General features: G+C 72.1%; 26 protein-coding genes. 14 read left to right on the top strand and 12 right to left on the bottom strand.

What is annotated here, in order from left to right; all coding sequences use genetic code 11:
* Positions 1-140 precede the first annotated feature (140 nt).
* Genes DW297_RS11920 through DW297_RS11905 form a run of 4 tightly spaced genes read left to right on the top strand, consistent with a single transcriptional unit; the run spans position 141 to position 3,561 of the window.
* A complete protein-coding gene (locus DW297_RS11920; protein ID WP_240744605.1) occupies positions 141-1,367 on the top strand; it encodes a hypothetical protein in 1,227 nt (408 codons plus the stop codon).
* Positions 1,368-1,371: 4 nt separating this feature from the next.
* Positions 1,372-1,707 carry a thiamine-binding protein gene (locus tag DW297_RS11915; protein ID WP_136032630.1) on the top strand — a complete coding sequence of 112 codons (336 nt, stop codon included), beginning with the start codon at positions 1,372-1,374 and terminating at the stop codon, positions 1,705-1,707.
* Positions 1,708-1,716: 9 nt separating this feature from the next.
* On the top strand, positions 1,717-2,946 hold the full coding sequence (locus tag DW297_RS11910) for an MFS transporter (RefSeq protein WP_136032628.1): 1,230 nt from the start codon (positions 1,717-1,719) through the stop codon (positions 2,944-2,946).
* Positions 2,947-2,955: 9 nt separating this feature from the next.
* Positions 2,956-3,561 carry an NUDIX hydrolase gene (locus tag DW297_RS11905; RefSeq protein WP_136032625.1) on the top strand — a complete coding sequence of 202 codons (606 nt, stop codon included), beginning with the start codon at positions 2,956-2,958 and terminating at the stop codon, positions 3,559-3,561.
* Positions 3,562-3,563: 2 nt separating this feature from the next.
* Here the strand turns inward: DW297_RS11905 and metX are convergent, their stop codons facing one another.
* Positions 3,564-4,769, bottom strand: a complete 1,206-nt coding sequence (gene metX, locus DW297_RS11900) for a homoserine O-acetyltransferase MetX (protein ID WP_136032623.1) — start codon at positions 4,767-4,769, stop codon at positions 3,564-3,566.
* A gap of 106 nt (positions 4,770-4,875) precedes the next feature.
* Positions 4,876-6,198 carry a bifunctional o-acetylhomoserine/o-acetylserine sulfhydrylase gene (locus DW297_RS11895; protein ID WP_136032621.1) on the bottom strand — a complete coding sequence of 441 codons (1,323 nt, stop codon included), beginning with the start codon at positions 6,196-6,198 and terminating at the stop codon, positions 4,876-4,878.
* A 208-nt stretch (positions 6,199-6,406) separates the two neighbouring features.
* On the opposite strand from DW297_RS11895, the gene DW297_RS11890 reads away from it, so the two are divergent.
* From DW297_RS11890 to DW297_RS11875, 4 genes are all read left to right on the top strand, one after another.
* The gene (locus DW297_RS11890; protein ID WP_136032618.1) at positions 6,407-7,009 is read left to right on the top strand and encodes a hypothetical protein; all 603 of its coding nucleotides are present in this window, start codon (positions 6,407-6,409) and stop codon (positions 7,007-7,009) included.
* A 63-nt stretch (positions 7,010-7,072) separates the two neighbouring features.
* Positions 7,073-7,855: an SDR family oxidoreductase gene (locus DW297_RS11885; protein ID WP_168442850.1), complete on the top strand. Its 783-nt coding sequence runs from the start codon at positions 7,073-7,075 to the stop codon at positions 7,853-7,855.
* A complete protein-coding gene (locus DW297_RS11880; RefSeq protein WP_136032616.1) occupies positions 7,855-8,571 on the top strand; it encodes a uracil-DNA glycosylase in 717 nt (238 codons plus the stop codon). Before DW297_RS11885 ends, DW297_RS11880 begins: the two co-directional genes overlap by 1 nt.
* Positions 8,572-8,575: 4 nt before the next feature.
* The gene (locus tag DW297_RS11875) at positions 8,576-9,193 is read left to right on the top strand and encodes a GNAT family N-acetyltransferase (RefSeq protein WP_136032614.1); all 618 of its coding nucleotides are present in this window, start codon (positions 8,576-8,578) and stop codon (positions 9,191-9,193) included.
* Positions 9,194-9,196: 3 nt separating this feature from the next.
* Here DW297_RS11875 and DW297_RS11870 read toward each other — a convergent pair whose 3' ends face one another.
* The 6 genes from DW297_RS11870 to DW297_RS11845 all read right to left on the bottom strand — a co-directional run bounded on the left by DW297_RS11870 (position 9,197) and on the right by DW297_RS11845 (position 15,153).
* Complete coding sequence (locus DW297_RS11870; RefSeq protein WP_136032612.1) at positions 9,197-9,994, bottom strand: ABC transporter ATP-binding protein; 798 nt, start codon at positions 9,992-9,994, stop codon at positions 9,197-9,199.
* Entirely contained in the window at positions 9,991-10,782 is a 792-nt protein-coding gene (locus DW297_RS11865; protein ID WP_136032610.1) for an ABC transporter ATP-binding protein, read from the bottom strand. Before DW297_RS11865 ends, DW297_RS11870 begins: the two co-directional genes overlap by 4 nt.
* Positions 10,779-11,648 carry an ABC transporter permease gene (locus tag DW297_RS11860; RefSeq protein ID WP_136032608.1) on the bottom strand — a complete coding sequence of 290 codons (870 nt, stop codon included), beginning with the start codon at positions 11,646-11,648 and terminating at the stop codon, positions 10,779-10,781. Before DW297_RS11860 ends, DW297_RS11865 begins: the two co-directional genes overlap by 4 nt.
* Positions 11,645-12,595, bottom strand: a complete 951-nt coding sequence (locus DW297_RS11855; RefSeq protein ID WP_136032606.1) for an ABC transporter permease — start codon at positions 12,593-12,595, stop codon at positions 11,645-11,647. Before DW297_RS11855 ends, DW297_RS11860 begins: the two co-directional genes overlap by 4 nt.
* Positions 12,596-12,613: 18 nt before the next feature.
* Positions 12,614-14,134: an ABC transporter substrate-binding protein gene (locus tag DW297_RS11850; protein ID WP_136032604.1), complete on the bottom strand. Its 1,521-nt coding sequence runs from the start codon at positions 14,132-14,134 to the stop codon at positions 12,614-12,616.
* Positions 14,135-14,226: 92 nt separating this feature from the next.
* Positions 14,227-15,153: an alpha/beta fold hydrolase gene (locus DW297_RS11845; RefSeq protein ID WP_240744604.1), complete on the bottom strand. Its 927-nt coding sequence runs from the start codon at positions 15,151-15,153 to the stop codon at positions 14,227-14,229.
* A gap of 177 nt (positions 15,154-15,330) precedes the next feature.
* Here DW297_RS11845 and DW297_RS11840 point away from each other — a divergent pair, with 177 nt between their 5' ends.
* From DW297_RS11840 to DW297_RS11830, 3 genes are read left to right on the top strand one after another with little or no spacing between them, the layout of a single operon-like run.
* Positions 15,331-15,807 (top strand): carboxymuconolactone decarboxylase family protein, encoded by a 477-nt coding sequence (locus tag DW297_RS11840; RefSeq protein WP_136032600.1) that lies wholly within the window; start codon positions 15,331-15,333, stop codon positions 15,805-15,807.
* The gene (locus DW297_RS11835; RefSeq protein WP_136032598.1) at positions 15,804-16,517 is read left to right on the top strand and encodes a tyrosine-protein phosphatase; all 714 of its coding nucleotides are present in this window, start codon (positions 15,804-15,806) and stop codon (positions 16,515-16,517) included. Before DW297_RS11840 ends, DW297_RS11835 begins: the two co-directional genes overlap by 4 nt.
* Positions 16,518-16,569: 52 nt before the next feature.
* Entirely contained in the window at positions 16,570-17,040 is a 471-nt protein-coding gene (locus tag DW297_RS11830; RefSeq protein WP_136032596.1) for an SIP domain-containing protein, read from the top strand.
* A gap of 1 nt (position 17,041) precedes the next feature.
* Here DW297_RS11830 and DW297_RS11825 read toward each other — a convergent pair whose 3' ends face one another.
* From DW297_RS11825 to DW297_RS11810, 4 genes are all read right to left on the bottom strand, one after another.
* Positions 17,042-17,485 carry a Fe-S oxidoreductase gene (locus DW297_RS11825; protein ID WP_240744603.1) on the bottom strand — a complete coding sequence of 148 codons (444 nt, stop codon included), beginning with the start codon at positions 17,483-17,485 and terminating at the stop codon, positions 17,042-17,044.
* Positions 17,482-18,285: an arginase family protein gene (locus DW297_RS11820; protein WP_136032594.1), complete on the bottom strand. Its 804-nt coding sequence runs from the start codon at positions 18,283-18,285 to the stop codon at positions 17,482-17,484. The genes DW297_RS11825 and DW297_RS11820 overlap by 4 nt, the downstream gene beginning before the upstream one ends.
* A 66-nt stretch (positions 18,286-18,351) precedes the next feature.
* Positions 18,352-19,098 carry a PspA/IM30 family protein gene (locus tag DW297_RS11815; protein ID WP_136032592.1) on the bottom strand — a complete coding sequence of 249 codons (747 nt, stop codon included), beginning with the start codon at positions 19,096-19,098 and terminating at the stop codon, positions 18,352-18,354.
* A gap of 59 nt (positions 19,099-19,157) precedes the next feature.
* Positions 19,158-21,179: a TPM domain-containing protein gene (locus tag DW297_RS11810; protein WP_136032590.1), complete on the bottom strand. Its 2,022-nt coding sequence runs from the start codon at positions 21,177-21,179 to the stop codon at positions 19,158-19,160.
* Positions 21,180-21,301: 122 nt separating this feature from the next.
* Between DW297_RS11810 and DW297_RS11805 the strand changes: the two genes are divergently transcribed.
* The 3 genes from DW297_RS11805 to DW297_RS11795 are packed head-to-tail and all read left to right on the top strand — an operon-like array spanning position 21,302 to position 23,792.
* The gene (locus tag DW297_RS11805; RefSeq protein WP_136032588.1) at positions 21,302-22,141 is read left to right on the top strand and encodes a DUF3097 domain-containing protein; all 840 of its coding nucleotides are present in this window, start codon (positions 21,302-21,304) and stop codon (positions 22,139-22,141) included.
* A 44-nt stretch (positions 22,142-22,185) separates the two neighbouring features.
* The gene (trmB, locus tag DW297_RS11800) at positions 22,186-22,911 is read left to right on the top strand and encodes a tRNA (guanosine(46)-N7)-methyltransferase TrmB (RefSeq protein WP_136032587.1); all 726 of its coding nucleotides are present in this window, start codon (positions 22,186-22,188) and stop codon (positions 22,909-22,911) included.
* Positions 22,908-23,792, top strand: a complete 885-nt coding sequence (locus DW297_RS11795) for a CPBP family intramembrane glutamic endopeptidase (RefSeq protein ID WP_136032585.1) — start codon at positions 22,908-22,910, stop codon at positions 23,790-23,792. The genes trmB and DW297_RS11795 overlap by 4 nt, the downstream gene beginning before the upstream one ends.
* Position 23,793: the final 1 nt, after the last annotated feature.

Here is a 23,793-nt window from a genome sequence, read left to right as displayed (position 1 = left end):
GCCGGCGCCTGGCTGCACGGGCACGCCGCGCGCATCGCCGCGGGGGTGGGGGAGGGTGGCACGGGCCACCCGATCGTCGCGCTGGACGTGGCGGAGGCGCTGCCCCTCGCGATCGCGGACGTCCTGTCGTGACCCGGCGCGTGCCCGCCCGGACGATCGCGCTGTGGGCCGCGTTCCTCCTGGTGCATCTGCTCACCGCGCTCGCGGGGTGGATCTACCCGAGCCAGCCGATGGGCGACGTCGTGCTGGTGTACGAGCCCTGGTCGTCGGCGGCGCTCGGTGGCGGCCCGGTCGTGGGCGTCACCGAACCGTGGGTGTACCCCCAGCTCGCGCTGCTGCCGATGCTGCTCGCCGGGCTCTTGGCCACCCCGCTCGTGCCCCTGCTCGGCGTCTCGTCCGCGTACCTCGTCGCCTGGGCGGTGCTGGTGGGCGTGCTCGACGCTGTCGCGTTCGCCGTGCTGGTCGGGCGTCGTCCGGGCCGGGCGCGCACGGCCGCGGCGTGGTTCTGGTGCGCCGCGCTCCTGCTGCTCGGACCCATCGCGCTGTACCGGATCGACGCGGTCACCGTGCCGATCGCGGTCGTCGCCGGCCTGTGGCTGCTGTCGCGGCCCGCGCTCGCCGCTGCCCTCCTGACGGTCGGCGCGTGGATCAAGATCTGGCCGGGCGCGCTGCTGCTCGCGGCGGTGGTGGCCGGGCGCCGGCGGTGGCGGCAGCTCCTGGCGGCGCTGGTGGTCACGGCCGTCGTGCTCGGGGGGCTCGTGCTGCTCGGTGCCCGGTCGGAGATCCTCGGGTTCCTCACCGCGCAGACCGGTCGCGGCCTGCAGATCGAGGCGGTCGCGGCGACGCCGTTCCTGTGGCTCGCGGTGGCCGGTGCCGCCCGCATCGAGTACAGCTTCGACATCCTCACGTTCCAGATCACCGCGCCGGGCGTCGATGCGGTCGCCGCGGTCCTCACGCCGCTGATGGCCGTGGCGGTCGTCGCGGTCACCGCCCTCGGGGCGGTCAAGGCCACGCGCGGTGCGGTGTTCGGCCGGTTGTTCCCGCCGCTCGCGCTCGCGCTCGTGACGGTGCTGATCGTCGGCAACAAGGTGGGGTCGCCGCAGTTCCAGACCTGGCTTCTCGCGCCCGTGATCCTCTGGATCGTGTGGGACAGGGCGCGCGCGACGGTGCCCGCCGTGCTGGTGCTGGCGCTGTGCCTGGTCACCTGCCTGATCTACCCGCTCACCTACGACGCGCTGCTGCGGGCCGAGCCCGTGCCCGTGCTGCTGCTCACGCTGCGCAACGTGCTGCTCATCGTCCTGACCGTCGTGAGCTTGCGCGCCGTCCTGCGTGTTCCCGCCGTCCGTCCCCCTCGAATCAAGGAGTGAACCCATGCTGATCGCCTTCTCCGTCGCCCCCAGCGGCACACCGGCCGACGGTGCCGTCGACCGCTCCGACGCCTCTGTCCACGACGCGGTGGCCGCCGCCGTGCGCGTGGTGCGCGCCTCCGGACTCCCGCACCGCACCACGAGCATGTTCACCGAGATCGAGGGCCCCGACTGGGACACCGTGATGGACGTGGTCAAGCGTGCGACCGAGGCGGTCATGCCGTTCGGCTCCCGCGTGTCCCTCGTGCTCAAGGCCGACATCCGTCCGGGGTACTCGGGCGAGCTCGACGCGAAGGTCGAGCGCCTGGAGGCGGCGATCGACGAGACCGACGACCGCTAAGCTGAACCGGTGAATCCCTCGACCGCATCGAGGGGTGCGGCGAAGAGGGCGCTCCTCTCTCTCGCCATCGGCAGCTTCGGCATCGGCATGACCGAATTCGTCGTGATGGGGCTGCTCCCGAACATCGCCGCCGACCTGCTGCCGTCCGTCTGGGCGACCAGCCAGGAGGAGGCGCTGAGCCAGGCCGGCTGGCTGATCTCGCTCTACGCGCTCGGCGTGGTGATCGGCGCGCCGACGATCGCGGGTTTCGTCGCCCGGTTCCCGCGCCACCGCGTGATGATCGTGCTGGCCCTCGCGCTCACCGTGTTCAACGCGCTGACCGTCGTGCTGCCCACGTTCGAGCTGGTCGGTGCATCGCGGTTCCTGGCGGGCCTGCCGCACGGCGCCTACTTCGGGATCGGCGCGCTCGTGGCCGCCGAGGTGATGGGTCCGGGCAACCGCGCGAAGGGCGTCGCCTTCATCCTCACCGGGCTCACGGTCGCGAACGTCGTGGGGGTGCCGCTGGGCACGTTCCTCGGGCAGCAGTGGGGCTGGCGTGCCGCGTTCGCCGTGGTCGCGCTGGTGTTCGCCCTCGCCACGCTCTGCATCGCCCTGTTCGTGCCCGCGCACCCGGGCGACCCCGGTCGCACGATGCGCGCGGAGCTCGGGGTGTTCCGCATCGGACAGGTGTGGTTCACGCTCGGCGTCGGCGCGATCGGCTTCGGCGGCTTCTTCGCCGTCTACAGCTACATCGCGCCGCTGGTCACCGAGGTCGCGGGGTCGCCCGAGTGGGCGGTGCCGATCGTGCTGGTGCTGATGGGGCTGGGTATGACCGCGGGCAACCTGGTCGGCGGGCACCTCGCCGACATCGACCTCCGGCGCACGCTGCTGGGCGGCCTGGCCGCGATGGGCGTCGTGTTCGCGCTGCTGGCGGTGCTGTCGTTCTGGATCGTGAGCCTCGGCCTGCTGGTGGTGCTGGTCGGCTTCGTCTCGTCCGTGCTCAGCCCCACCATCCAGACGCGGCTCATGGACGTCGCGGGCGACAACCAGTCGATCGCCGCGGCCATGAACCACTCCGCGCTGAACGTCGGCAACAGCCTCGGCGCGTTCCTGGGCGGCGTCGTGATCGCACTCGGCTGGGGCTTCACCGCTCCCGCGTGGACCGGCGCCGCGCTCGCGGTCGCCGGACTGCTCATCGCGCTGCTGTCGTACCGGGTGGAGGCGCGTCGCGCCCCAGCGGTCGTCGTACTCGCGTCGTAGAGTGACGGGGTGACGATCCCCGACGACGAGCTGCCGCTGGCGGGGACGGCCGTGCTGCTGCGACCCGCCGACGAGGGCTTCCGCGTGCTGCTGCTGCGGCGACCGGAGCGCGGCTCGTTCGCCGGAGCCTGGGTTTTCCCCGGCGGCAAGGTCGAGCAGGGCGACCGCCGCGACGGCGCCGAGCGCGTGGACGATGCGCGGCGGGCGGCGGTGCGCGAGACCGCGGAGGAGGTGGGCCTCGTGATCGACGGGCTCGTGCCCCTGTCGGAGTGGCGGCCGCCCGCGGAGGCTCCCGTCCGCATCCGCACCTGGTTCTTCCTCGCCGAGGCTCCGCGGGCCGAGGCCGTGCCGTCCGAGGCGGAGGTCGCGGAACTCGCCTGGGTCACCCCGGCGGAGGCCCTCGGCCGACACGCGTCGGGGGAGTGGACGCTGTTCCCGCCCACCTGGGTCACGCTGCACCGGCTGTCGATGCACGACCGGGTGTCCGCGGCGCTCGCGTCGGCCGGGGCGGCGGAGCTGTTCCAGACGCGTGTGCTCGACGGCGGGCGGGCCTTCGCGTGGGAGCAGGGCACGCTGCACGCCGCGGCACGTCCGTGGAGCTTCGCCCCGGCGTGAGCTCAGGCGTCGAGGAGGCGTCGCAGCTGCGTGCCGACCGCGTCGGTCTCGATCAGGAAGCCGTCGTGGCCGAAGTCGCTCACCACCACCACCGCGTCGTCGTCGAGCACGGTGGGGATGCTGCGGGCGATACGCTGCTGGCCGTCGACGGGGAACAACCGGTCGCTGTCGATGCCGAGCACGAGGGTCGTGGCCGTCACCGCGCGCAGCGCCTCCTCCACACCACCGCGACCGCGCCCCACGTCGTGAGAGTTCATGGCCTCGACCAGGGTGATGTAGCTGTTGGCGTCGAACCGGCGCGTGAACTTGTTGCCGTGGAAGTCGAGGTACGACTCCACTGCGAAGCGCCCGCCGTGCCCGAGCGGCGACACGTCGGACTGCCACGACCGCTGGAACCGCTGGTTGAGCTCGATCGGGCTGCGGTAATTCAGCAGGGCCATGCGCCGGGCGAGGGCGAGGCCGCGGTGGGGGCCGTCGCCGTCGGAGAGGTCGTAGTACTCGCCGCCCTGGAAGCGCGGGTCCATGCGGATGGTCTCGAGCTGCACCGTGTTCAGGGCGATCTGGTCGGCCGTCGTCACCGGTGGCGAGGACAGCACGGCGAGCCGCTCGACGCGGGCGGGATGGGTGACCGCCCACTCCAGCGCGTGCATGCCGCCCATCGAGCCGCCGATCACCGCCGCCCAGGTGTCGATGCCGAGCGCGTCGGCCAGGCGCACCTGCGCGGCCACCTGATCGCGGATCGTGAGGTAGGGGAAGCGCGACGCCCACTCGTAGCCGTCGGGGGCGATGCTCGCCGGTCCGGTCGAGCCCTGGCAGCCGCCGAGCATGTTCGGCGCGATCACGAACCACCGGTCGGTGTCGAGCGCCGCGCCCGGCCCGACGATGTCCTCCCACCAGCCGGCCGTGGGGTGTCCGGCTCCTGCCTCGCCGCGCACGTGGCTGTCGCCGGTGAGCGCGTGGAGCACGAGCACGGCGTTGTCCCGTGCGGCGTTCAGCTCGCCCCAGGTCTCGTACGCCAGCCGGATGCCGGGGAGCTCGGCCCCGCTCTCGGTGCGGAACGACCCGAAGGCGGCGAAGCGGCGCCCGCCCACGGGGTCTCCGTCGCGCCATGCGCCGGTCGCGGGCGGTCGGGCACGGAGCAGACGGACGTCGGCCTCCGTCACGGGTGCCGACGGCACCGTGTCCTCGGAGGTCGTCTGCCAGTCCATTCCCCCATTCTCGCCTGGCGGGCGGCGCTCCGGCGGCAGGTTACGCGGCGGGGACGACGGATGCCCCGGACCGCGTGGTCCGGGGCATCCGTGCGAGACGGTCCGCTCAGGCGCGGGCGGCCTCCGAGACGGCGCGCGCGGCGGCGAGCGCCTGGTCGAGGTCGGCCTTCAGGTCGTCGATGTTCTCGAGCCCCACCGACAGACGCACGAGGCCCGGCGTCACACCCGCCGTGAGCTGCTGCTCGGGCGTGAGCTGCGCGTGCGTCGTGGAGGCGGGGTGGATGACGAGCGAGCGCACGTCGCCGATGTTGGCGAGGTGGCTGAACAGCGACAGGCTGTTGACGAACTCGCGACCGGCCTCCACGCCGCCCTTGAGCTCGAACGACAGCACCGCGCCGACGCCCTTCGGCGCGTACTCGTTCGCCTTGGCGTACCACGGCGAGGAGGGCAGACCCGAGTAGTTGACCGACGCGACGTCGTCGCGGCCGTCCAGCCACTCGGCGATCTCCTGGGCGTTCTGCACGTGGCGCTCGATGCGCAGCGACAGGGTCTCCACGCCCTGGATGAGGTTCCAGGCGCTCTGCGGCGAGATGGAGGAGCCGAGGTCGCGCAGCAGCTGCACGCGGGCCTTGATGATGTAGGCGAGCGCGTCGCCGACCGCGGCCGTGTAGCTGGCGCCGTGGTACGAGGGGTCGGGCTCGGTGAGGCCGGGGAACTTCTCGACGTTCTCCGACCACGCGAAACGGCCGCCGTCGATCACGACGCCGCCGATGGTCGTGCCGTGGCCGCCGAGGAACTTGGTGATCGAGTGGACGACGATGTCGGCGCCGTGCTCGAACGGGCGGATGAGGTAGGGCGTCGCGATCGTGTTGTCGACGATCAGCGGGACGCCGTTCTCGTGCGCGATGTCGGCGACCGCGCGGATGTCGAGCACGTTGATCTGCGGGTTGCCGATGGTCTCGGCGAAGAACAGCTTGGTGTTCGGGCGGACGGCGCGGCGCCACTCCTCGGGGTCGTCCTGGTTCTCGACGAACGTGACCTCGATGCCGAGCTTGGCGAGCGTGTACTTGAAGAGGTTGTAGGTGCCGCCGTAGATCGAGCTGGAGGCGACGAAGTGGTCGCCGGCCTGGGCGATGTTGAGGATCGCGAAGGTCGAGGCGGCCTGGCCGCTGGACAGGACGAGGGCGCCGGTGCCCCCTTCGAGGGCCGCGAGGCGCTGCTCGAGCACATCCTGGGTCGGGTTCTGGATGCGGGTGTAGATGTTGCCGAACTCGGCCAGCGCGAACAGGTTCGCGGCGTGGTCGGCGTTGTCGAACACGTACGACGTGGTCTGGTAGATCGGCGTCGCACGCGCCTTCGTGACCGGGTCGGGTGCGGCGCCCGAGTGGATCTGCTTGGTCTCGAAACGCCAGGTCTCGGGTGCGGACATGTGTTCCCCCTGGAACGGTCGGAAGTCGGATGGCGTGTGCCCTTGCAGCGAGAGTACGGAACTTCCCCCGGTGTCAACAGCGGCCGGGAAATGTGACGTAACACAGCGCTCCTCACCTCGAGCGGAGGACGCAGGTCTTCCGCCCGGCCGCGGTGCCGGATACCGTACCTGCCAGGCGCGGCCGACGGGCCGGCGGACAGGAGACCCCATGGCTGTCGACGATCTCGGTGCGGGCGCACACGATGACGAACCCCGGGGCCTGCCCCGCCGGACCGTGCTGGCGGGCGCGGTCTGGTCCGTGCCGGTGATCGCGCTGGTGACCGCCGCGCCGGCCGCGGCGGCGTCGGCCGAAGGGCTGGGCCGATTCGTGATCGAGACCATGCAGGGCGGCACCTGGGTGGACCCGCAGTACTACGGCGCATCGATCCAGCTGCGCAACGACGACACGCAGGCGGCCACGATCCCGGTGGCGGACATCACCAGCGGCACGGTCACCGTCACCATGAATCGAGCCGACGTCGGCGCGCTGCAACCGGTCGTCATCGCGAACGCCGGCGGGTCGAGCCCGTCCGTTCCCGCGCTCCCGGCGACCGACCCGACCTGGACCGCGGGGGGCGTGACCGACAACGGCGACGGCACCGTGACGTACACACTGGCGTACGTGGGCAGCGTCGCGGGGCAGGGGGTCACCCACGTCACGTTCGGCATCCTCGGTCCGACGCCGCTGAACTCGGGTATCCCCGTGACGGTCACCTCGACCGGGAGCCCCAGCGACGGCACCGTGCACACGCGCACCGCCACGCTGTTCTGACGTTCGCGGCACCGCGGCGATCGTCGCTCGGGAATCGGGTGAGGACATCGTACGGTGGAGGGCATGGCGAACAGACGTGCAGTGGTGACAGGGGCGAGTTCCGGGATCGGCGCGGCGACGGTGCGCGCGCTGCGGGGGCGGGGATGGGACGTGGTCGGCGTCGCCCGCCGGGAGGACCGCCTGCGGGCCCTGGCCGCGGAGACCGGGGCCTCGGTGATCGCGTGCGACCTGACCGACGGTGCCGCCGTGTCGGCCCTGGTCGGAGAGCTCGAGCGTTCGGGTCCGCTGCACGCGCTGGTGCAGGTCGCCGGGGGCGCGCGCGGGACGGACCGCGTGGAGGATGCCGCGATCGACGACTGGCAGTGGATGTTCGACGCGAACGTGCTGGCCACGCAGCGCCTGGTCGCGGGGCTCCTGCCCCTCCTGCGGGCGACGGCCGAGGTGGACGGGCACGCGGACACGGTGTTCGTGACCTCGACCGCCGCGCAGACGGCGTATCCGGGCGGGGCGGGGTACAACGCGGCGAAGGCGGCCGAGGGCATGCTGGTGCGGGCCCTGCGCCAGGAGCTCAACGGCGAGCCCATCCGGGTCGTGGAGGTCGCGCCGGGGATGGTGCACACGGAGGAGTTCACGCTCAACCGTCTCGGCGGCGACGCGGTCGCGGCGGAGGCGGTGTACGCCGGGGTCGAGGCGCCCCTCCTGGCCGACGACGTCGCCGATGTGATCGCCTACGCGCTGGGGGCTCCCGCACACGTCAATCTCGACCTGATCACGATGCGCCCGGTGGCGCAGTCCGCCCAGCACCTGCTCGCGCGGGGTCCGCTGCGCGTGCGGACCGCGGAGTGATGGCGGGCCGCGGCCTCGCCGAGCTCGCGCGCGACGGACTGATCGATCCGGGCTGGGCGGAGGCTCTGGCTCCCGCGCAGGAGCGGATCACCGCGCTCGGCGAGCGGCTCCGTGCGGAACAGGCGGCCGGTCGCGGCTACCTTCCCGCGGGCGAGAACGTGCTGCGGGCGTTCCAGCGGCCGCTGTCGGAGGTGCGGGTGCTCATCACGGGGCAGGACCCGTACCCCACGCCGGGGCATCCGATCGGGCTGTCGTTCGCGGTGGACCGCCACGTGCGACCGCTGCCGCGGAGTCTGACGAACATCTACAAGGAGCGCGAGAGCGACCTCGGCCTCCCGCCCGCGCCGCACGGCGACCTCACCGCGTGGAGCGACCAGGGCGTGCTGCTGCTCAACCGGGTGCTCACCGTGCAGCCGGGCGCGGCGGGGTCGCACCGCCGCTGGGGCTGGGAGGAGGTGACAGAGCTCGCGATCCGTGCGCTCGTCGCGCGGGACCAGCCGCTCGTCGCCGTGCTGTGGGGCAGGGACGCCGCGAACCTCCGTCCGCTGCTCGGCGACACGCCGGTGATCGAATCCGCGCACCCGTCGCCGCTCTCGGCGAGCCGCGGCTTCTTCGGTTCGCGGCCCTTCTCCCGCGCCAACGCGCTGCTGGCGGAGGCGGGCGGCGACCCGGTGGACTGGCGGGTGGAGGGCGAGGCGGAGGCCTCCCTAAGCTGAGCGCATGCAGTTCGAGCCGGGGGACCGTCGCCGGGTGCTGCCGCGCCATCTGCGACCGGCACCGGCTCCCGAGGTCTTCGCGTATGCCATCCGGCCCGCGCGTCCCGCCGACCTCCCTCACGTGCGCGAGATCTACAACCACTTCGTGAGCAACTCGGCGGTCACGCTCGACGAGCGCCGCAGCACGATCCCGTCCTGGCGGGAGAAGTATGCGCTGCTCGACCGTCTCGGGCTCCCGTTCCTGGTGGCGGTGTCGCCATCGGGGGCCGTGCTGGGCTACGCGGTGGCGCAGCCGTGGGCGGGTAAGAACGCGTACCGCTACACGGTCGAGGACTCGATCTACCTCGGCCCGGGGGCGGGCGGGAAGGGGCTGGGGTCGGCGCTCCTGCAGGCGCTCATCGACGCGTGCGAGCAGCGCGGCATCCGCGAGATGGTCGCGGTGATCAGCGACCGTGGGGCCGAGGCGTCGATCCGGTTGCACGAGAAGCTCGGCTTCGTCGAGGCGGGGCGGATGGGACGCGTCGGACACAAGTTCGGCCGTGACCTCGGCACCGTGTATCTGCGCCGGGCGCTGCGCCCGTCCCGTCCGCGTCGCGGCGCGCTGTTCGGCCGCTCCCGCTGAGCCTCAGCCCTCCGCAGGCCCGGGGATGACCGGGATCGCCGCCAGCAGCGCCCGCGTGTAGTCGTGCGCGGGGTGCAGCAGCACGTCCGCCGTCGCACCGCGCTCGACGATGCGGCCGTCCTTCATCACCACGACCGTGTCGCACAGATTCTGCACCACGCCGATGTCGTGCGAGACGAGCAGCAGCGTCAGCTCGGAGGTCGCCTTGAGCTCGCGCAGCAGGTCGAGGATCTGCGCGCGCACCGTGACGTCGAGGGCGGACAGCGGCTCGTCGCCCACGAGGATGCGCGGACGATGCACGATCGCGCGGGCGAGGGCGATGCGCTGCCGCTGCCCGCCGGAGAACTCGTGCGGGTAGCGGTCGCCCATGTCCGGCTCGAGCCCGACCTGGGCGAGCACTTCCCGTACGCGTGCCCGGTGGTCGCCCTCGATGCCCAGGGCCCACAGGGGCTCCCGCACGATCTGGCCGGCGGTCATGCGGGGGTCGAGCGAGGCGTACGGGTCCTGGAACACGAGCCCGGTCTGCCGTCGCAGCCAGTGCAGCGCCCGGGCGGAAGCCGCGGCGTCGACCGCACGACCGTCCACCGCGACCGTTCCGGCGGTCGGGCGGTCTAGCCCGAGGAGCAGCCGCACCAGGGTGGACTTGCCCGACCCCGACTCGCCGATGATGCCGACCGACGACCCCTCGACCACGTCGAGGTCGGTGGGCTCCAGCGCGGTCTGCCGCCGCGTGCGCTCGAAGGTCGTGCGCTTCGGTACCACGAAGTCCCGCCGCAGGCCGCGCGCCTCGATCAGGCTCATGCCGCACCGCCTTCCGGCCGCCACAGGGTGGCGGTCGCATCGCGCAGCAGCCCCTGCGTCACGGGGGAGGCGGGGGTGCTGAGCAGGGTCGACACGGGTGCGGCCTCGACGACCCTGCCGTGTTCGAGCACCACGCCCTCGGTCGCCACCTGGGCCAGCACCGCGAGGTCGTGCGTGATGAACACGAGCGACATGCCCTCGTCTTCCACGAGCCCCAGCAGCAGGGACAGGATCTCCGCCTGGATCGTCACGTCGAGCGCCGTGGTGGGTTCGTCGGCGATGAGCAGCCGAGGGCGGCAGGCGAGGGCCATCGCGATCGCCACCCGCTGCCGCTGCCCGCCCGAGAGCTGGTGCGGGTAGCGGTCGACGATGGTCTCGGGGTCGGGGAGCCGCACGCGTGCTGCCTGGGCGATCGCGCGCTCCCTGGCCTCGCGCTTCCCGAGACCCTGGTGGATGCGGATCGACTCGGCGATCTGCCGCCCCACGGTGCGGATCGGGTTCAGGGCCGTACGCGGCTCCTGGAACACGATGCCGATGTCGTCGCCGCGCAGCCGCGCGAGCTCCCGGTCGGGAAGGCCGATCAGCTCGGTGCCGTCCCAGCGGATGCTGCCGTGCGCGGTCGCCCCGTCCGCGAGCAGCCCGAGCACTGCAAGCGCCGTGAGCGACTTTCCGGAGCCGGATTCGCCGATCAGCCCGACCCTGGCGCCATCGGGCACCTCGAACGACACGCCGTCGACCAGGCGTCGCCCGTCGAGCTCGACGACCAGGTCCTCCACCACCAGGCTCACGCGACCACCGCCGGGGTGTGCGTCTCGGCGGCGCGGTGCCGCAGGGTCGGGTCGGTCGCCTCGCGCAGTCCGTCGCCCAGCAGGTTGAGCGCCAGCACCGTGAGGGTGATGGTCAGTCCCGGCCAGATGACCGTGAGCGGGTGCACGCCGATGTAGCGCTGCAGATCGGCGAGCAGCAGGCCCCAGCTCGGCTCGACCACCGAGGCGCCGAAGCCGAGGTAGGACAGGCCGGCCTCGGCGAGCACGGCCACCGCCATCGACCACGACAGCTGCACGATGAACACCGGGGCCACGTTCGGCAGCAGGTGGCGCACGAGCGTCTGCGCCGGTGTCAGCCCCGAGGCGCGGGCGGCGAGGATGAAGTCGCTCTGCTGCACGCGGCGCAGCTCGGGGCGCGTGACCCGGGCGATGTTCACGCCGAACCCGATGCCGACCGCCCAGATGACGACCCACAGCGACCCGCCCCAGACCGACGAGATCATCATGGCGATGAGCAGCACCGGGAACGCGATCAGGATGTCGACGAGCACGGCCACGGTCTCGCGCACGAGCCGCGTGGTGAGCGCTCCGAGGGCCGCGAGCGCGATGCCGACGAGCGTGGCGATGAGGCCGGCGCCGACACTGACGAACACGGTCGTGCGGGCACCGGCCATCAGCAGACTGAGGATGTCGCGCCCGGTGTCGTCGGTGCCCAGCAGGTGGGGGAGGCCCGGCGGCAGCCAACGGTCGCCGATGTCGGAGGCGCGCGGGTCGAACGGCGTCCAGAACAGCGATACGAGGGCCGCGAGCGCGATGACGGCGACCACGATCAGGCCGAAGCGTCCGGTCGCCGTCTGCCACAGCCGGTGCAGCCAGCGGGGGGTCATGCGGCCTCCCGCTGTCTCGGGTCGATCGCGCGATGCAGCAGGTCGACCACGAAGCCCACGACCAGGACGAACCCGGTGAGCACGAGCAGCTCGCTCTGCACCTTGATCAGGTCGCGCGTGCCCACGTCGGCCACCAGCATCCGGCCGATGCCGGGCAGGGTGAACAGCTGCTCGATCACGACGGAGCCGACGATGATCCCGGCGACCTGGAGCCCGAGCACCGTCACGATCGACAGCCCGACCGCCGGGATGCCGTGCTGGATCAGGGCGCGCGTGCGGGTGAGCCCTTTGGCCGCGGCCGTGCGCACGAAATCCTGACCGGCGGCCTGGAGCGTGGCGCTGCGCACGAACCGCATGAGCATCGCGCCCTCCACGATCCCGATGGTCAGCGCGGGAAGCAGCAGCGCCTCGATGGCCCGGCCCGGTGTCGACCAGCCGGTGCGCGGAAAGCCCTGCGGCGGGAGCCAGCCGAGCCACACGGAGAACACCACGATCAGCATCATGCCCGCCCAGACCACCGGAACGGCCGCGAGCGCCTGCGCACCGACGCTGAGCGCCGTCCCGCCGCGCCGGCCGCGCAGAAGGGCCGCGAGGATCCCGAACGGCACGGCGATGAGCACCGCGATCAGCAGCGACAGCAGGCCGAGCGGCACCGTGACCTGCGCCTTGAGCAGCAGCTCCTCGCCGACGGACGCGCCGGAGAGGAGGGAGGTGCCGAGGTCGCCGCGGAAGATGCCGCCGATCCAGTCGGTGTACTGCGCGAGCAGGGGACGGTTCAGGCCGAGCGACTCCCGGAGGGCTTCGACCTCGGAGGGCGACGCCTGGGTCCCGGCGATGAGCTGGGCGACGTCACCGGGGAACACCCGGAGGGTCAGGAAGATGAGCGCGCTCGACACGAGGAGCCCTGCGATGAGCAGGGCCCCTCGGACGAGCGCGTAGCGCAGCACGGGGTCGGAACCGGGCGCTCAGTCGGCGCTGCTGACGGTGACGTCCGCCAGGTTGATGCGCGAGTTGATCGAGTCCTCCGGGAAGCCCGAGACGATCGGGCTGACCGCGGTGATGGTCTCGCCGTTGTACAGCCAGTCGGCCGCGTGGTCCTCCGACACGATGCGGGCGGCCTGGGCGAGCAGCTTCGCCGACGCGTCGGGGTCGACCTCGGCCAGCGCCTGGGCGTACAGGTCCTGCACCTCGGCGTTGTCGTAGCCGAAGTAGTAGTCCGGGTTGGCGAAGTTGCCGAAGTCGCGCGGCTCGACGTGCAGCACGAAGCTGAGGTCGTAGTCCTTGTTGGTGTAGACGTCTTCGAGCCAGGTCGGGAACTCCACCGAGTCGACCTCGAGGTTCACGCCGACCTTGTCGAAGTCGGAGATGAGCACCTTCGGGACGGTCGTGCCGTAGAACGAGGGGATCGTGAGCGTGAGGTCGAGGTCCTCCTGCCCCGCCTCGGCCAGCAGCTCCTTCGCGCGCTCCGGGTCGTAGGAGATCACGTCGGAGAGGTCCTCGTAGCCCGGGTCGAGCTCGGGGATCGGCCCGTACAGCGGGGTGCCGGCTCCGACGGCCTCGATCAGCGCCTCGTGGTCGATCGCCAGGCGCAGCGCCTCACGCACGCGCACGTCGTCGAGCGGCGCCTTCTTGTTGTTGAACGCGAGCGTGGCCTTGTCGGTCGTGCGGCCCTTCGTGAGGGTGAAGTCGCCGGAGTCCTCCAGCTGCGATGCGAGGTTCGGGTCGACGGCGGTGAGCACGTCGACGTCGCCGGCGAGCGCCGCGTTCACGCCGGCGGTGAAGTCGGGGATGTACTGGAACTCGACCTCGGCGACGCTCACCGGGTCGCCCCAGTACTCGTCGTTGCGCGCGAACGTGATGGTGCTGCCCTTGTTCCAGCGCGAGAGCGTGAACGGGCCGGTGCCGTTCTCCGCGGTCTTCAGATCGGTCGTGTCGCCGGTCTTGAACACGAGTCCGGCCGGGCCCGTGAGTGCGAACAGGAAGTTCTGGTTCGGCGCGGACAGCACGATCTGCACGGTGGTCGGGTCGGGGGCGGTGATCGAGGCGACCGACGCGAACTCGGCGTTGCCCTGCACGGTGGCGTCGGTGCGCACGGTCTCGTACGACGAGACGACGTCGGCGGAGGTCAGGGGAGTGCCGTCGTGGAAGACGACCCCGTCGTTCAGCGTGAACGTGTAGGTCAGCCCGTCGTCCGACACCTCGTAGTCCGAGGCCAGACGCCCCTCGATCTCGTTCTCCTGCGTGCGGCTGACGAGGCCCTCGTAGATGTTGTCGATGAGGATCTGCTCGAGGGCGGCGCCGCTCGTGTGGCGGATGTCGAGGTTGGTGGGCTCGAGCACGAGCCCCACGTGCAGCGTCGCGTTCGAATCGGGCTCGCCGGTCCCGGTGGAGGGTCCGGGCTCTGCGGAGCCGGAGCAGGCGCTGAGCACGACGGCGGTGGCCGCGAGTGCGGAGATCAGCGCGAGGCGTCGGTGACGAAAGAACATGGGTGTTTCCTCTCGGTGCGGCAGGTGCTGTGTGCCGGTGGGACGAGCCTAGGGTTGCGGGGAGGTGCGGGGGTCGGCGACGGAACGGAACGTCATATTCCGCCGGTCGCCGACGTGGTGCGCGAGGTCAGGAGCGCAGCCAGCTCGGCGGGCGCGGTCTCCTGCACGTTGTGGGTGGCGTCGAGTACCACCACGCGGGCGGCCGGGAGGCGGCGCTGCAGCTCGGCGGCGTCCTCGGCGCTCACGAAGCCCCGCTCCGCCCGGACCAGCGTCAGCGGGGAGCGCACGCCGGCGAGGTCGTCCCAGCCGGTCTCGTGCAGGACGGACGGGGCGGCGGGGGTGCCGGGGTCGTGCGCCGACAGCGCCTGCGCCGCGAGGTGGGCGAAGTGGTGCTTCCACTCGATCCGGCCGTCGTCGCGCACACGCGTGTTGAGGAAGACGCCGCGCTCGGTCTCGGGGCGGGTGCCGCCGAAGCCGAGCGCCATGGCCTTGTCGACCAGCTCGTCGCGGGTGGCGAAGTCGGTCGGGCCCTCGTAGAACGCCCGCAGCGCCGCGGGGCCGGCGGTCACGTCCACTCCCGGCGTGATGTCGACGACCACGAGTTCGGCCACGAGGTCGGGGCGGGCGGCGGTGAGGGCGGCGCCGGTGAGCCCGCCGAGGGACTGGCCGACGACCACCTGCGGCTGGGTCGTCCAGGCGTCGAGCGCGGCGGCCACGTCGGCGGCGAGCACGCGCGGGGTGTAGTCGGCGTCGTCGCGCCACGAGGAGTCGCCGTGACCGGCGAGGTCGATCGCGAGCACCGGCTGCTGCAGGGCCAGCGCGGTCGTGTCCCACGTGTGCGCGTTGAGCCCGGCCCCGTGCAGGAGCGTGATCCGGGGCTCGCCCGTGCCGAACCGGAGGGCGCTGAGGGTGCGGCCGTCCGCGAGCGGGAGTGTCAGGCGCTGCACCTCCGGGAGGGGGACGCCGAGCGCTTCGGCCTGTGCGGGAAGATAGGTGAACTCGCTGGTGTCGATCGCCACGGGGCTATTCTGCGCCCCTGCCACGCCGACGCGGAAATGCGAGAGCATTGTGACAAGAAGCTACGGTCGATTACTTCTTGTTTCGATGAGCATCATGGCGAGTAGCTTGGCCTTCTGCATTTCCGGGTGCGCGCGCTCGCCGGTCGCTGCGCCTCGACCGCGCCATATCATGGAGGCATGACCGAACAGCGCGTGCATCTCTCCAAGACCGAGCCGGCTGCGTATCAGGCCCTCGACGCGTTCTCCAAGACGGTCGGCTCCATCTGTGCGGCGAACGGGATCGATGACCGGCTCAAGGAGCTCGTCATGATCCACTGCTCGCAGTTGAACGGGTGCAGCTATTGCACGCGCATCCATGTCGATCGCGCGGCCGCCGCCGGGATCGACGCCGACACGCTCACGCAGATCCCCGTGTGGCGCGAGAGCGGGGTCTTCAGCGACCGGGAGCGGGCGGCGCTCGAGCTCGCCGAGGCGTTCACGTTCATCGCGGAGGACGGCATCTCCGACGAGGTGTACGACCTGGTCGGCAGCGTCTTCACCGAGAAGGAGTACGCCGCGCTGAGCTGGGCCTGCGTATCGATCAACGCGTTCAACCGCATCGTCATCGCCGGTCGCTACCCGGTGCCGTCGCGCACCGCACCGGCCGCGTCATGACCGTTCTCGACGTCGAGGGCGTCTCGAACGTCCGAGACGTGGGCGGGATGCCGGCCGAAGGTGGGCGCATCCGCTCGGGTGTGCTGCTGCGATCCGGTCAGCTCTCCACCGCGACGGCCGCCGGGGCCGCTGTCCTGCGGGACGCCGTGGCGCGCATCGTGGATCTGCGCGACGGGGAGGAGGTCGCCGCGGAGCCGAGCGAGATCGACGGGCCGGAGACGACGCACCTGCCGCTCTTCCTCGGGTCCGTCCGCTCCTTCTTCGAGTCGGACGTGAGCCTCGACGACCTGTACCTGCACCTGCTGGAGGAGAGCGGCGACCGGCTGGTGGAGGCCGTCCGCATCATCGCCGCCGGCGACCCGACCCTGGTGCACTGCACGGTGGGCAAGGACCGCACCGGGGTGACCGTCGCGCTCGCCCTGTCGGCCGTCGGCGCCGATCGGGAGGCGGTGATCGCGGATTACGCGCTCACCGAGTCGCAGCTGCCGCCGGAGCGCTCGCGGCGCATCGCGGAGTATCTGCGCTCACAGCACCCGGAGGCGGTGCACGCGGTGGCCCTTGCCACGCAGTCGCCCGCCGACGTCATGCGACGGCTGCTCGCGCAGGTCGATGAGCGCTGGGGCTCGGCGGCGGGATACCTGCGCGCCAACGGCATGACCGAGGGCGAGCTCGACGCCCTGCGTGCCGCCCTGGTCGAGCCCATCGACTGAGGTCGACGGGGAAGGTTAGGCAAGCCTTCACTTGGTGTAGCATGGAGCCATCATGACCACCTCGCTCGAGATCCGCGGAGCCCGCGCTGCACGTCGCGCCGCGCGTCGCCGCGCCCACCACCTGGTGACGGCCGATGAGCACTCCCTCGCGGAGCTCGAGGCCTTCCTGGCCACGCTGCCCCTGTGTGCCTCCGGTCGCATCTTCATCGAGGTGCCCGAGGTGTCCGACATCGGCGTGATCGAGGCACCCGGTCGCATGACCGTCACCTGGCTCGCGCGCGGACAGCGCTCTGGAGCCCCGGGCAGCGGTCGCGCCTGCACGGCGGGACAGGCGCTCGCCCGTGCCACCTGCGCCTGGGCCGACGAGATGATGTGCGACGACGAGGTGGAGACCCACGTCACGCTGCTGGGCGGCTACCTCGGCACGGCCGACATCGTCGAGCACCTCACCGGCGCCCTCGGCATCGCCCCCGGTCTGATCCACGCACCGGAGCGCTTCGGCCTCCTGCCGATCGCGCGCTGACTCAGCGCGGACGACGGACGTAGTTGCCGTCTTCCAGCCCCGCCTCGATCTCGAAGCGGTTGCGCAGCGGGTCGCGCCCCGCGAACAGGTACAGCACCGGCATCAGGAACCCGTAGCGCAGCCACTGCTCCTTGTGCACCGCCTCGTGTCGCAGGACCGCGTCGCTCGGCGGTTCGTCACCGGTGAGGAAGCAGCCACCGACGCACACACCGCCACGGTTGAACGTCCACGAGGGCATGCCGCGGAAGATCCACAGGCCGTTGCGTCGCTCGACCCGCCCCGTGCTCCACAGGGAGCCCCAGAGCCAGCCGACGGCTGTGCCCCAGGCGTAGCCCAGGCGGCTGATGGGGGAGCGCAGCAGGAACGCGGGGATGCGACGATCCGCACGCCGCCCGCGGCGCAGCCGTTCGGCGGCCTCGTCCTGCCAGCCCTCCGGCGGCGTCACGCGACCGCTCCGACCAGGCGCAGCAGCGCGCCCAGATCGTCGACCGCGTCGGCCGGGGACCGCGGCGCGAAGCCGGCGATCGTCGCCCCAGCCAGCGGGATGCTCTCCCGCAGGCGGCGGATGGCGGCGCTCAGGGCGGCGGGAGACACCCCGAACGGCACCGCGGAGGACACTCCGGCGAAGGCGGCGGGGTCGAGCACGTCGACGTCGATGTGCACCCACACGCGGCGGGCGCCCGTGGCCCGCACCGCGGCGGCCAGTGCGTCCGGATCGTCGAGATCGGCGACCGACAGACCGGTGAGCGCGGCGAGCGGATCGACCTCGGCGTCGTCGACGTTGCGGACACCGACGGTCACCACGCGCTCCCGCGGCACACCGGGGGAGAGCACGAGCTGCTGCTCGCCCTCGCCGAGCACCGCGCGCAGCGCCATGCCCGAGAAGGCACCGGACGGGGAGGTCTCCGGCGTGTGCAGGTCGGCATGCGCGTCGCACCACACGACCGCCACATCGTCCGTCCCCCCGCGGAGCGCGTCGAGTGCCGCGACCGTGATGCTGCAGTCGCCGCCGATCAGCACCGTGTCGGCCGTGAGGTGCTCGCGCACCAGCTCGCGCGTCCGCTGCAGGGCGCTGAGGCGTCGCACCCCCGTCCCGAGGGACTCGCCCGCCTCGACGGGCACCTCGAGCACGGTGGTCGCCGCGCGCGGGAGATCGCCGGCGATCGCCGACGCCCCGTCGACCAGGAGCATCGCCCGCGCGGCGGGCGAACCCTGCCACTGCGGCACGACGAGGAAGCGGACCATGGGAAGACCTCTCGACAGCGGAAGTGCTGATGCCCCGGGCACGCGGCCCGGGGCATCAGCGAGGGATCAGGAACCTTCGAGTGCCTGACGGGGAGCAGCGCCCCCGGCCTTGAGCTCGGCCAGGCGCGCCTCGACCTCGGTCAGCTCGCCGAGGTCCTCCAGGCTCTCGAACTGCGCATCGAGGCTCGACGCGGCCAGCTCGGCCTTGCCCTGCGCGATGGCCTCCTGGCGGCGGACCTTGTCCTCGAAGCGGCCCAGCTCGCTGGTCGGGTCGAGCACGTTGATCGAGCTCACCGCGTCCTGCACCTTGGTCTGCGCCTCGGCGACCTTGGCGCGGGCGAGCAGCTCGCTGCGCTTGTTCTTGAGCTCGTTGAGCTTGTCCTTCATGCCGTTGAGACCGGTCTTGAGCTTGTCGACGATCTCCGTCTGCGCGGCGATCTGCGGCTCGGCGCCGGTCGCCTCACGCTCGGCGCTGATCTGGCGCTGCAGGGCGATCTTGGCGAGGTTGTCGAACTTGTCGGCGTCGGCGGTGTTGCCGGCACCGCGCATCTCATCGGCCTTGCGGCTCGCGGCGAGGGCCTTGTTGCCCCACTCGGTGGCGGCCTGCACGTCTTCCTCGTGATCGCGCTCGAGCAGACGCAGGTTGCCGATGGTCTCCGCGATGGCGGACTCCGCGTCGGCGATGCTGTTGGTGTAGTCGCGGACGAGCTGGTCGAGCATCTTCTGCGGGTCTTCCGCAGAATCCAGGAGGGCGTTGATGTTCGCGCGGACGAGGGTGGAGATCCGTCCGAAGATGGACTGCTTGGCGGTCATGCGTGGTTCCTTTCAGAGGGTCGTCGTAAAGAGCGTGTCGTACGTGTCTGTGCGGGGGATCAGAAGCGTCGCCCCCCGGAGCGTCCGCGGCTGCCTCCGCCTCCGAAGCCGGAGCTGCGGAAACCGCCGCCGCCGGAGGAGCGCCAGCCGCTGCTGCTGCGACGCGAGGACCCGCCCCCGCCGCCCGCCAGCAGTCCGCCGATGATCCCGCCGAGGATGTCGCCGCCGATGCCGGAGCCGCCCGAGCCGGTCGAGCCGCCGAAGAGCCCGCCCCAGCTGTCGTCGGCGGCCACGGTCGGGCCGTACGAGCGCACGTCGGACTCGGCCGCCGCGGTCGCCTGTCTGGCGAGGTCGAGCGCCCTGGTCGCCTCGGCGAGTGCCCGCTCGACGTCGGTCGTGCGCAGGCTCAGCGCCTGCGTGAGTGCGGCCTCGGCGCTCGCGAGGCGCGTCCGCGCGGCGGAGCCGACCGTGCCGCGGCGGGTCTCGATGAACTCCCTCGTCGCGCGGATCTCGGAGTTCGCCTGGGCCAGCGTGGGCTCGAGCAGCTGTTGCGCACGGCGCGCGCGGTCGACGGCCTCGCGCCCCTGCGCGAGCGTGGCGTCGATCTGCGTGTTCGCGGCCGTGAGCGCGTCGAGTGCGCGCTGCGGATTCTTCGCCGTGCCGGTCAGATCGGCCTGCGCGACCTGCAGCTGCTGGGCGGTGGCGGAGGCCGCGGCGGCGATCGCGCCGGACGGGTCGGGCAGCTGCGCGGCGGCGGCGAGGTCGGACTGCAGCTCCGCGACCAGGGCGGTGGCGGCCCGCTGCGTGGCGGACAGCTCCGTGCCGAGCGCCACGATCGCCCGCACCAGTTGGCCGGCCTGCGCCACGGACTGCTCCGCGGTGCGGATCGCGAACGCCGCCTCGCCCGATCGCCCGGCGGCGATCGCCTGCTCGGCAGCCTGGATCGAGCGGTCGGCGAGGGCTGCACGCTCCTGCGCCTGCGTCGGGTTGTCGGCCACCGTGGCGAACGCGGCCGGATCGTACGCGGCCGAGAGCGCGGCGAGCGACGAGGCGGCGGTCGGCAGCAGCGGGGTCAGTGCGGCGCGCTCTCCGCGCACGCGCTCGAGCTCCTGCGGCGCGTTCTGCTCCAGCTGGCGCAGTGCGTCGAACGCCTCGGTGTTCTCATCGAGCACGCGGTCGATCTCGTCGGCGAGCTGGATGATGCGGATGTGCCACGCACGGCGGTCATGGACGGAGTCCTCGATCTCGTCGTCGAGCTTCTGCCGCAGGTCGAACGCCTCCGCGATCTTCGCCTTGGCCTCGTCGACCGCGCGCGTGAACTCGGCCGTCGCCCCGTCGCCGAACTGCGCCACCGCGAAGCCGAGCTCCTCGCGGCTGGACGTGATGGCGTCGTCGGCCTGCACGAGCGCGGCACCGGCCTGCTGCTCGACCTGCGCGTCGGTGAGCGTGGAGAACGGGTCGGCGGGGTCGGGGGTCTCGGGCATCGCGCCGCGCTCGCGGATGGCGGCGTTGCGCCGCGCACGGCGGACGAGCGAGACCACGAGCCAGATCAGCAGCAGCACGACGACGACCGCGACCACGATGAGCGTCACCCGCAGGGCACCCGCGCCGCCGTCGCCCTGGATCCGGTCGGCCGCGAGGGTGATCGCGCCCGCCCAGTCCCCGGCTCCCGCGAGCGGTGCGATGTCGTTCTCGATGCCGTCGAGCTGGCTGTTGCTCAGCGGACCGGAGGAGTCGGCGGAGATGTAGAGGCTGCGGCCGTCGACCGCGATCGCGAGCAGGTACTGCGACGGGCCGAGGTTGTTCGCCGACGCCACCGCGTCGGCCCAGTCCGCGCTGTCGGAGGGGTTGGTGAAGTCGTCGACGAGGACGACGAAGAGGTCGGCCGAGGAGTTGGCCGAGAGCTCCTGCAAGCGGGTCTCGACCGTGCTCTTCTCGGACGGGCTCAGGACCCCGGCCTGATCGGTGACGTACCCGGCGTCGAGCGTGAGCGGATCGGTGGCGGAGGCGGCGGACGTGCTGAACGTCCCGATCATCGCGGCCAGCAGAAGTGCGGCCAGCGCAAGCCACCGTTTCGTCATCGTGTTCCCTCCGACCGGCAGCCGAGCCCCATGTCACGAGTCTATGCACTGGGTACGACACGCGACAGCGCCGCGGGGCGCATCCCCGTTCGCCGTCAGCGGAGACACATACGCTGGAGGGCATGGACGACAGGTACGGATCGGATGTGCTGGCGTCGGGCTGGCGCGAACGCGGAGCGAAGCAGGTGCCGATCGTCCCGGCCGAGATCGACCTCGTGGTCGAGGTCGCCGCGGACGGCTACTGCGGCGCGGTGACGCGCGTGCAGGGCGGCACCGTCGAGCTCGAGGACTGGAAGGGGCGCAAGCGCCTCTTCCCGCTCGGCGGCGGCTTCCTGATTGACGGCGCGCCCGTGCGGCTGACCGTCCCCGCCGCGAAGGAGCAGGGACCGCGACGCACGGCCTCCGGCTCGTTCGCGGTCGCCGACCAGCGCGCCAGGACCGCGCTTCCCAGCCGCATCCTCGTCGAGGGACGCCACGATGCCGAGCTGGTCGAGAAGGTGTGGGGCGCCGACCTGCGGGTGGAGGGCGTCGTGGTGGAGTATCTGCAGGGCGTCGACCTGCTCGACGAGCTCCTCGGCGCCGAGCCGCCCAGCCGCGAGCGGCGCTACGGCGTGCTGGTGGACCACCTCGTGCCGGGATCGAAGGAGTCGCGCATCGCCGAGGCCGTGGCCCGCGGACCCCACGGTCGGCACGTGCGCATCGTCGGCCACCCGTTCGTCGACGTGTGGCAGTGCGTCACCCCGCGGGCGCTGGGCATCGCGGCGTGGCCCGAGATCCCGCGCGGCGTGGACTGGAAGACGGGCATCTGCCGGGCGTTCGGATGGCCGCACGAGACCCAGGCCGACACCGCGCGAGCCTGGCAGCACATCCTGTCCAAGGTCACCACGTATCGCGACCTCGAACCCGCGCTGCTCGGCCGTGTGGAGGAGTTGATCGACTTCGTCACGGAGCCGGCGGGCTAGCGCTCCGGTCCGGGCGGCGGAGCGCCGACGGCTACCCTGGAACCATGCCCGAACCCCGCACTTTCCGCGACGAACCGGTGTCTTTCGTGCGCCGCAGCGGCCGGATGTCCGACGCGCAGGAGCGCGCCTTCGCCGAGCTCGGCCCGCAGTACCTGCTGGACGTGCCGCGCGACGTGGCCTGGACCTCGGTGCACCCGGAAGCACGGCTCGACCCCGCGGCCGAGTACGGCAGGCACGCCGACCTGTACGTCGAGATCGGCTCGGGCCAGGGCCACGCGATCGTCGCCGCCGCGACCTCCCGCCCGGACGACGACTTCCTGGCGGTCGAGGTGTTCCGGGCGGGACTCGCGCGTACCATGCTCGATGCCGACCGGGAGGGCGCGCGCAATCTCCGCGTGGTCGAGGCCAACGCGCCGGAGGTGCTGTCGTCGTACCTGCCCGAGGGTGCCGCGCGCGAGGTGTGGATCTTCTTCCCCGACCCCTGGCACAAGAAGCGGCACACCAAGCGCCGCCTCGTCCGTGCGGGCTTCGGGGCGACCGCGGCCAGGGCGCTGCGCGACGGCGGTCTGCTGCGGCTCGCGACCGACTGGGAGGACTATGCGCTCCAGATGCGCGAGGTGCTCGACGAGGATCCGCTCTTCGAGCGCGCGTTCGACGGTGAGTGGGCGGAGCGCTTCGACGGGCGCGTGATGACGGCCTTCGAGCGGAAGGGCATCGCGAAGGGACGCGACATCCGCGACCTCGTGTACCGTCGGCGGGCGCGCGCGTGACCCTGCCCGCGACGGCCACCTCCCTCCGTGCGGGCGGCGTGGTGGCGGCCGCGCTCGTGTGCGCCGCGGCTCCGGCGTTCTTCGTGCTGGAACTGCCCTGGCTCGGGTTGCTGCTGCTCGCGGTCGGCGTCGCTGCGGCGTGGGTCGCGGAGCGCTCGGGGAACTCCCGACGGACGGACGCTGCGGAGGCGGGCGCGGTGCCGGAGGACGGGCGGCGACGGACCCCGTCGCTCACGCGCGACCTGTCGCTCATCGCGGTCGGCATGCTGATCGTGAGCGTCATCCCGCTCGCCGCGGAGCTGGACAACCTCGCGATGCTGCGGTTCACCCTCGCGCTGGGCGGCGCGGTCGCCGTGCCGTACCTGATCTCCCGCTTCGTGTACCGCGACCGGGCGATCTCGTTCCCGTGGCGCACGGGGCGGCGCTGGGGGCGGCTCCAGTGGGGCTGGCTGGTGGCGGTGCTCGTGCTGGGCTGGCTGATCCTGCCGTACTACTTCATCAGCAGCGGCGTGTATCAGAACTGGCCGGTGGTCGACACGCCCGACCTCATCGCCCGCCTGTTCGTCGGCGTCGGCGCGGTCGGCATCTGGGACGAGCTGTTCTTCATCTGCACCGTCTTCGCCCTGCTGCGGCGGCACTTCCCGGACGCCCTGGCGAACGTGCTCCAGTCGATCGTGTTCGTGTCGTTCCTGTGGGAGCTCGGCTATCGCGAGTGGGGGCCGCTGCTGACCATCCCGTTCGCGCTGCTGCAGGGCTTCATCTTCCTCCGCACGCACTCTCTCGCCTACGTGGTGACCGTCCACCTGCTGTTCGACGCCGTCGTGTTCGCGGTCCTCGTGCACGCTCACAACCCCGGGCTGCTTCCGGTCTTCCTCGTGTGAG

Origin of the sequence: Microbacterium sp. PF5 (genome assembly GCF_004794315.1) — a bacterium.
GTDB lineage: Bacteria > Actinomycetota > Actinomycetes > Actinomycetales > Microbacteriaceae > Microbacterium > Microbacterium sufflavum.
This window is presented reverse-complemented; position numbering and strand designations above follow the sequence as displayed.

What these genes read in the sequence shown, in the direction of transcription:
- DW297_RS11915 (WP_136032630.1), top strand. Translation starts at nt 1,372, where the DNA reads ATGCTGATCGCCTTCTCCGTCGCCCCCAGCGGCACACCGGCCGACGGT.
- metX (WP_136032623.1), bottom strand. Translation starts at nt 4,769, where the DNA reads ATGGACTGGCAGACGACCTCCGAGGACACGGTGCCGTCGGCACCCGTG.
- DW297_RS11895 (WP_136032621.1), bottom strand. Translation starts at nt 6,198, where the DNA reads ATGTCCGCACCCGAGACCTGGCGTTTCGAGACCAAGCAGATCCACTCG.
- DW297_RS11890 (WP_136032618.1), top strand. Translation starts at nt 6,407, where the DNA reads ATGGCTGTCGACGATCTCGGTGCGGGCGCACACGATGACGAACCCCGG.
- DW297_RS11885 (WP_168442850.1), top strand. Translation starts at nt 7,073, where the DNA reads ATGGCGAACAGACGTGCAGTGGTGACAGGGGCGAGTTCCGGGATCGGC.
- DW297_RS11880 (WP_136032616.1), top strand. Translation starts at nt 7,855, where the DNA reads ATGGCGGGCCGCGGCCTCGCCGAGCTCGCGCGCGACGGACTGATCGAT.
- DW297_RS11875 (WP_136032614.1), top strand. Translation starts at nt 8,576, where the DNA reads ATGCAGTTCGAGCCGGGGGACCGTCGCCGGGTGCTGCCGCGCCATCTG.
- DW297_RS11870 (WP_136032612.1), bottom strand. Translation starts at nt 9,994, where the DNA reads ATGAGCCTGATCGAGGCGCGCGGCCTGCGGCGGGACTTCGTGGTACCG.
- DW297_RS11860 (WP_136032608.1), bottom strand. Translation starts at nt 11,648, where the DNA reads ATGACCCCCCGCTGGCTGCACCGGCTGTGGCAGACGGCGACCGGACGC.
- DW297_RS11850 (WP_136032604.1), bottom strand. Translation starts at nt 14,134, where the DNA reads ATGTTCTTTCGTCACCGACGCCTCGCGCTGATCTCCGCACTCGCGGCC.
- DW297_RS11840 (WP_136032600.1), top strand. Translation starts at nt 15,331, where the DNA reads ATGACCGAACAGCGCGTGCATCTCTCCAAGACCGAGCCGGCTGCGTAT.
- DW297_RS11835 (WP_136032598.1), top strand. Translation starts at nt 15,804, where the DNA reads ATGACCGTTCTCGACGTCGAGGGCGTCTCGAACGTCCGAGACGTGGGC.
- DW297_RS11830 (WP_136032596.1), top strand. Translation starts at nt 16,570, where the DNA reads ATGACCACCTCGCTCGAGATCCGCGGAGCCCGCGCTGCACGTCGCGCC.
- DW297_RS11820 (WP_136032594.1), bottom strand. Translation starts at nt 18,285, where the DNA reads ATGGTCCGCTTCCTCGTCGTGCCGCAGTGGCAGGGTTCGCCCGCCGCG.
- DW297_RS11815 (WP_136032592.1), bottom strand. Translation starts at nt 19,098, where the DNA reads ATGACCGCCAAGCAGTCCATCTTCGGACGGATCTCCACCCTCGTCCGC.
- DW297_RS11810 (WP_136032590.1), bottom strand. Translation starts at nt 21,179, where the DNA reads ATGACGAAACGGTGGCTTGCGCTGGCCGCACTTCTGCTGGCCGCGATG.
- DW297_RS11805 (WP_136032588.1), top strand. Translation starts at nt 21,302, where the DNA reads ATGGACGACAGGTACGGATCGGATGTGCTGGCGTCGGGCTGGCGCGAA.
- trmB (WP_136032587.1), top strand. Translation starts at nt 22,186, where the DNA reads ATGCCCGAACCCCGCACTTTCCGCGACGAACCGGTGTCTTTCGTGCGC.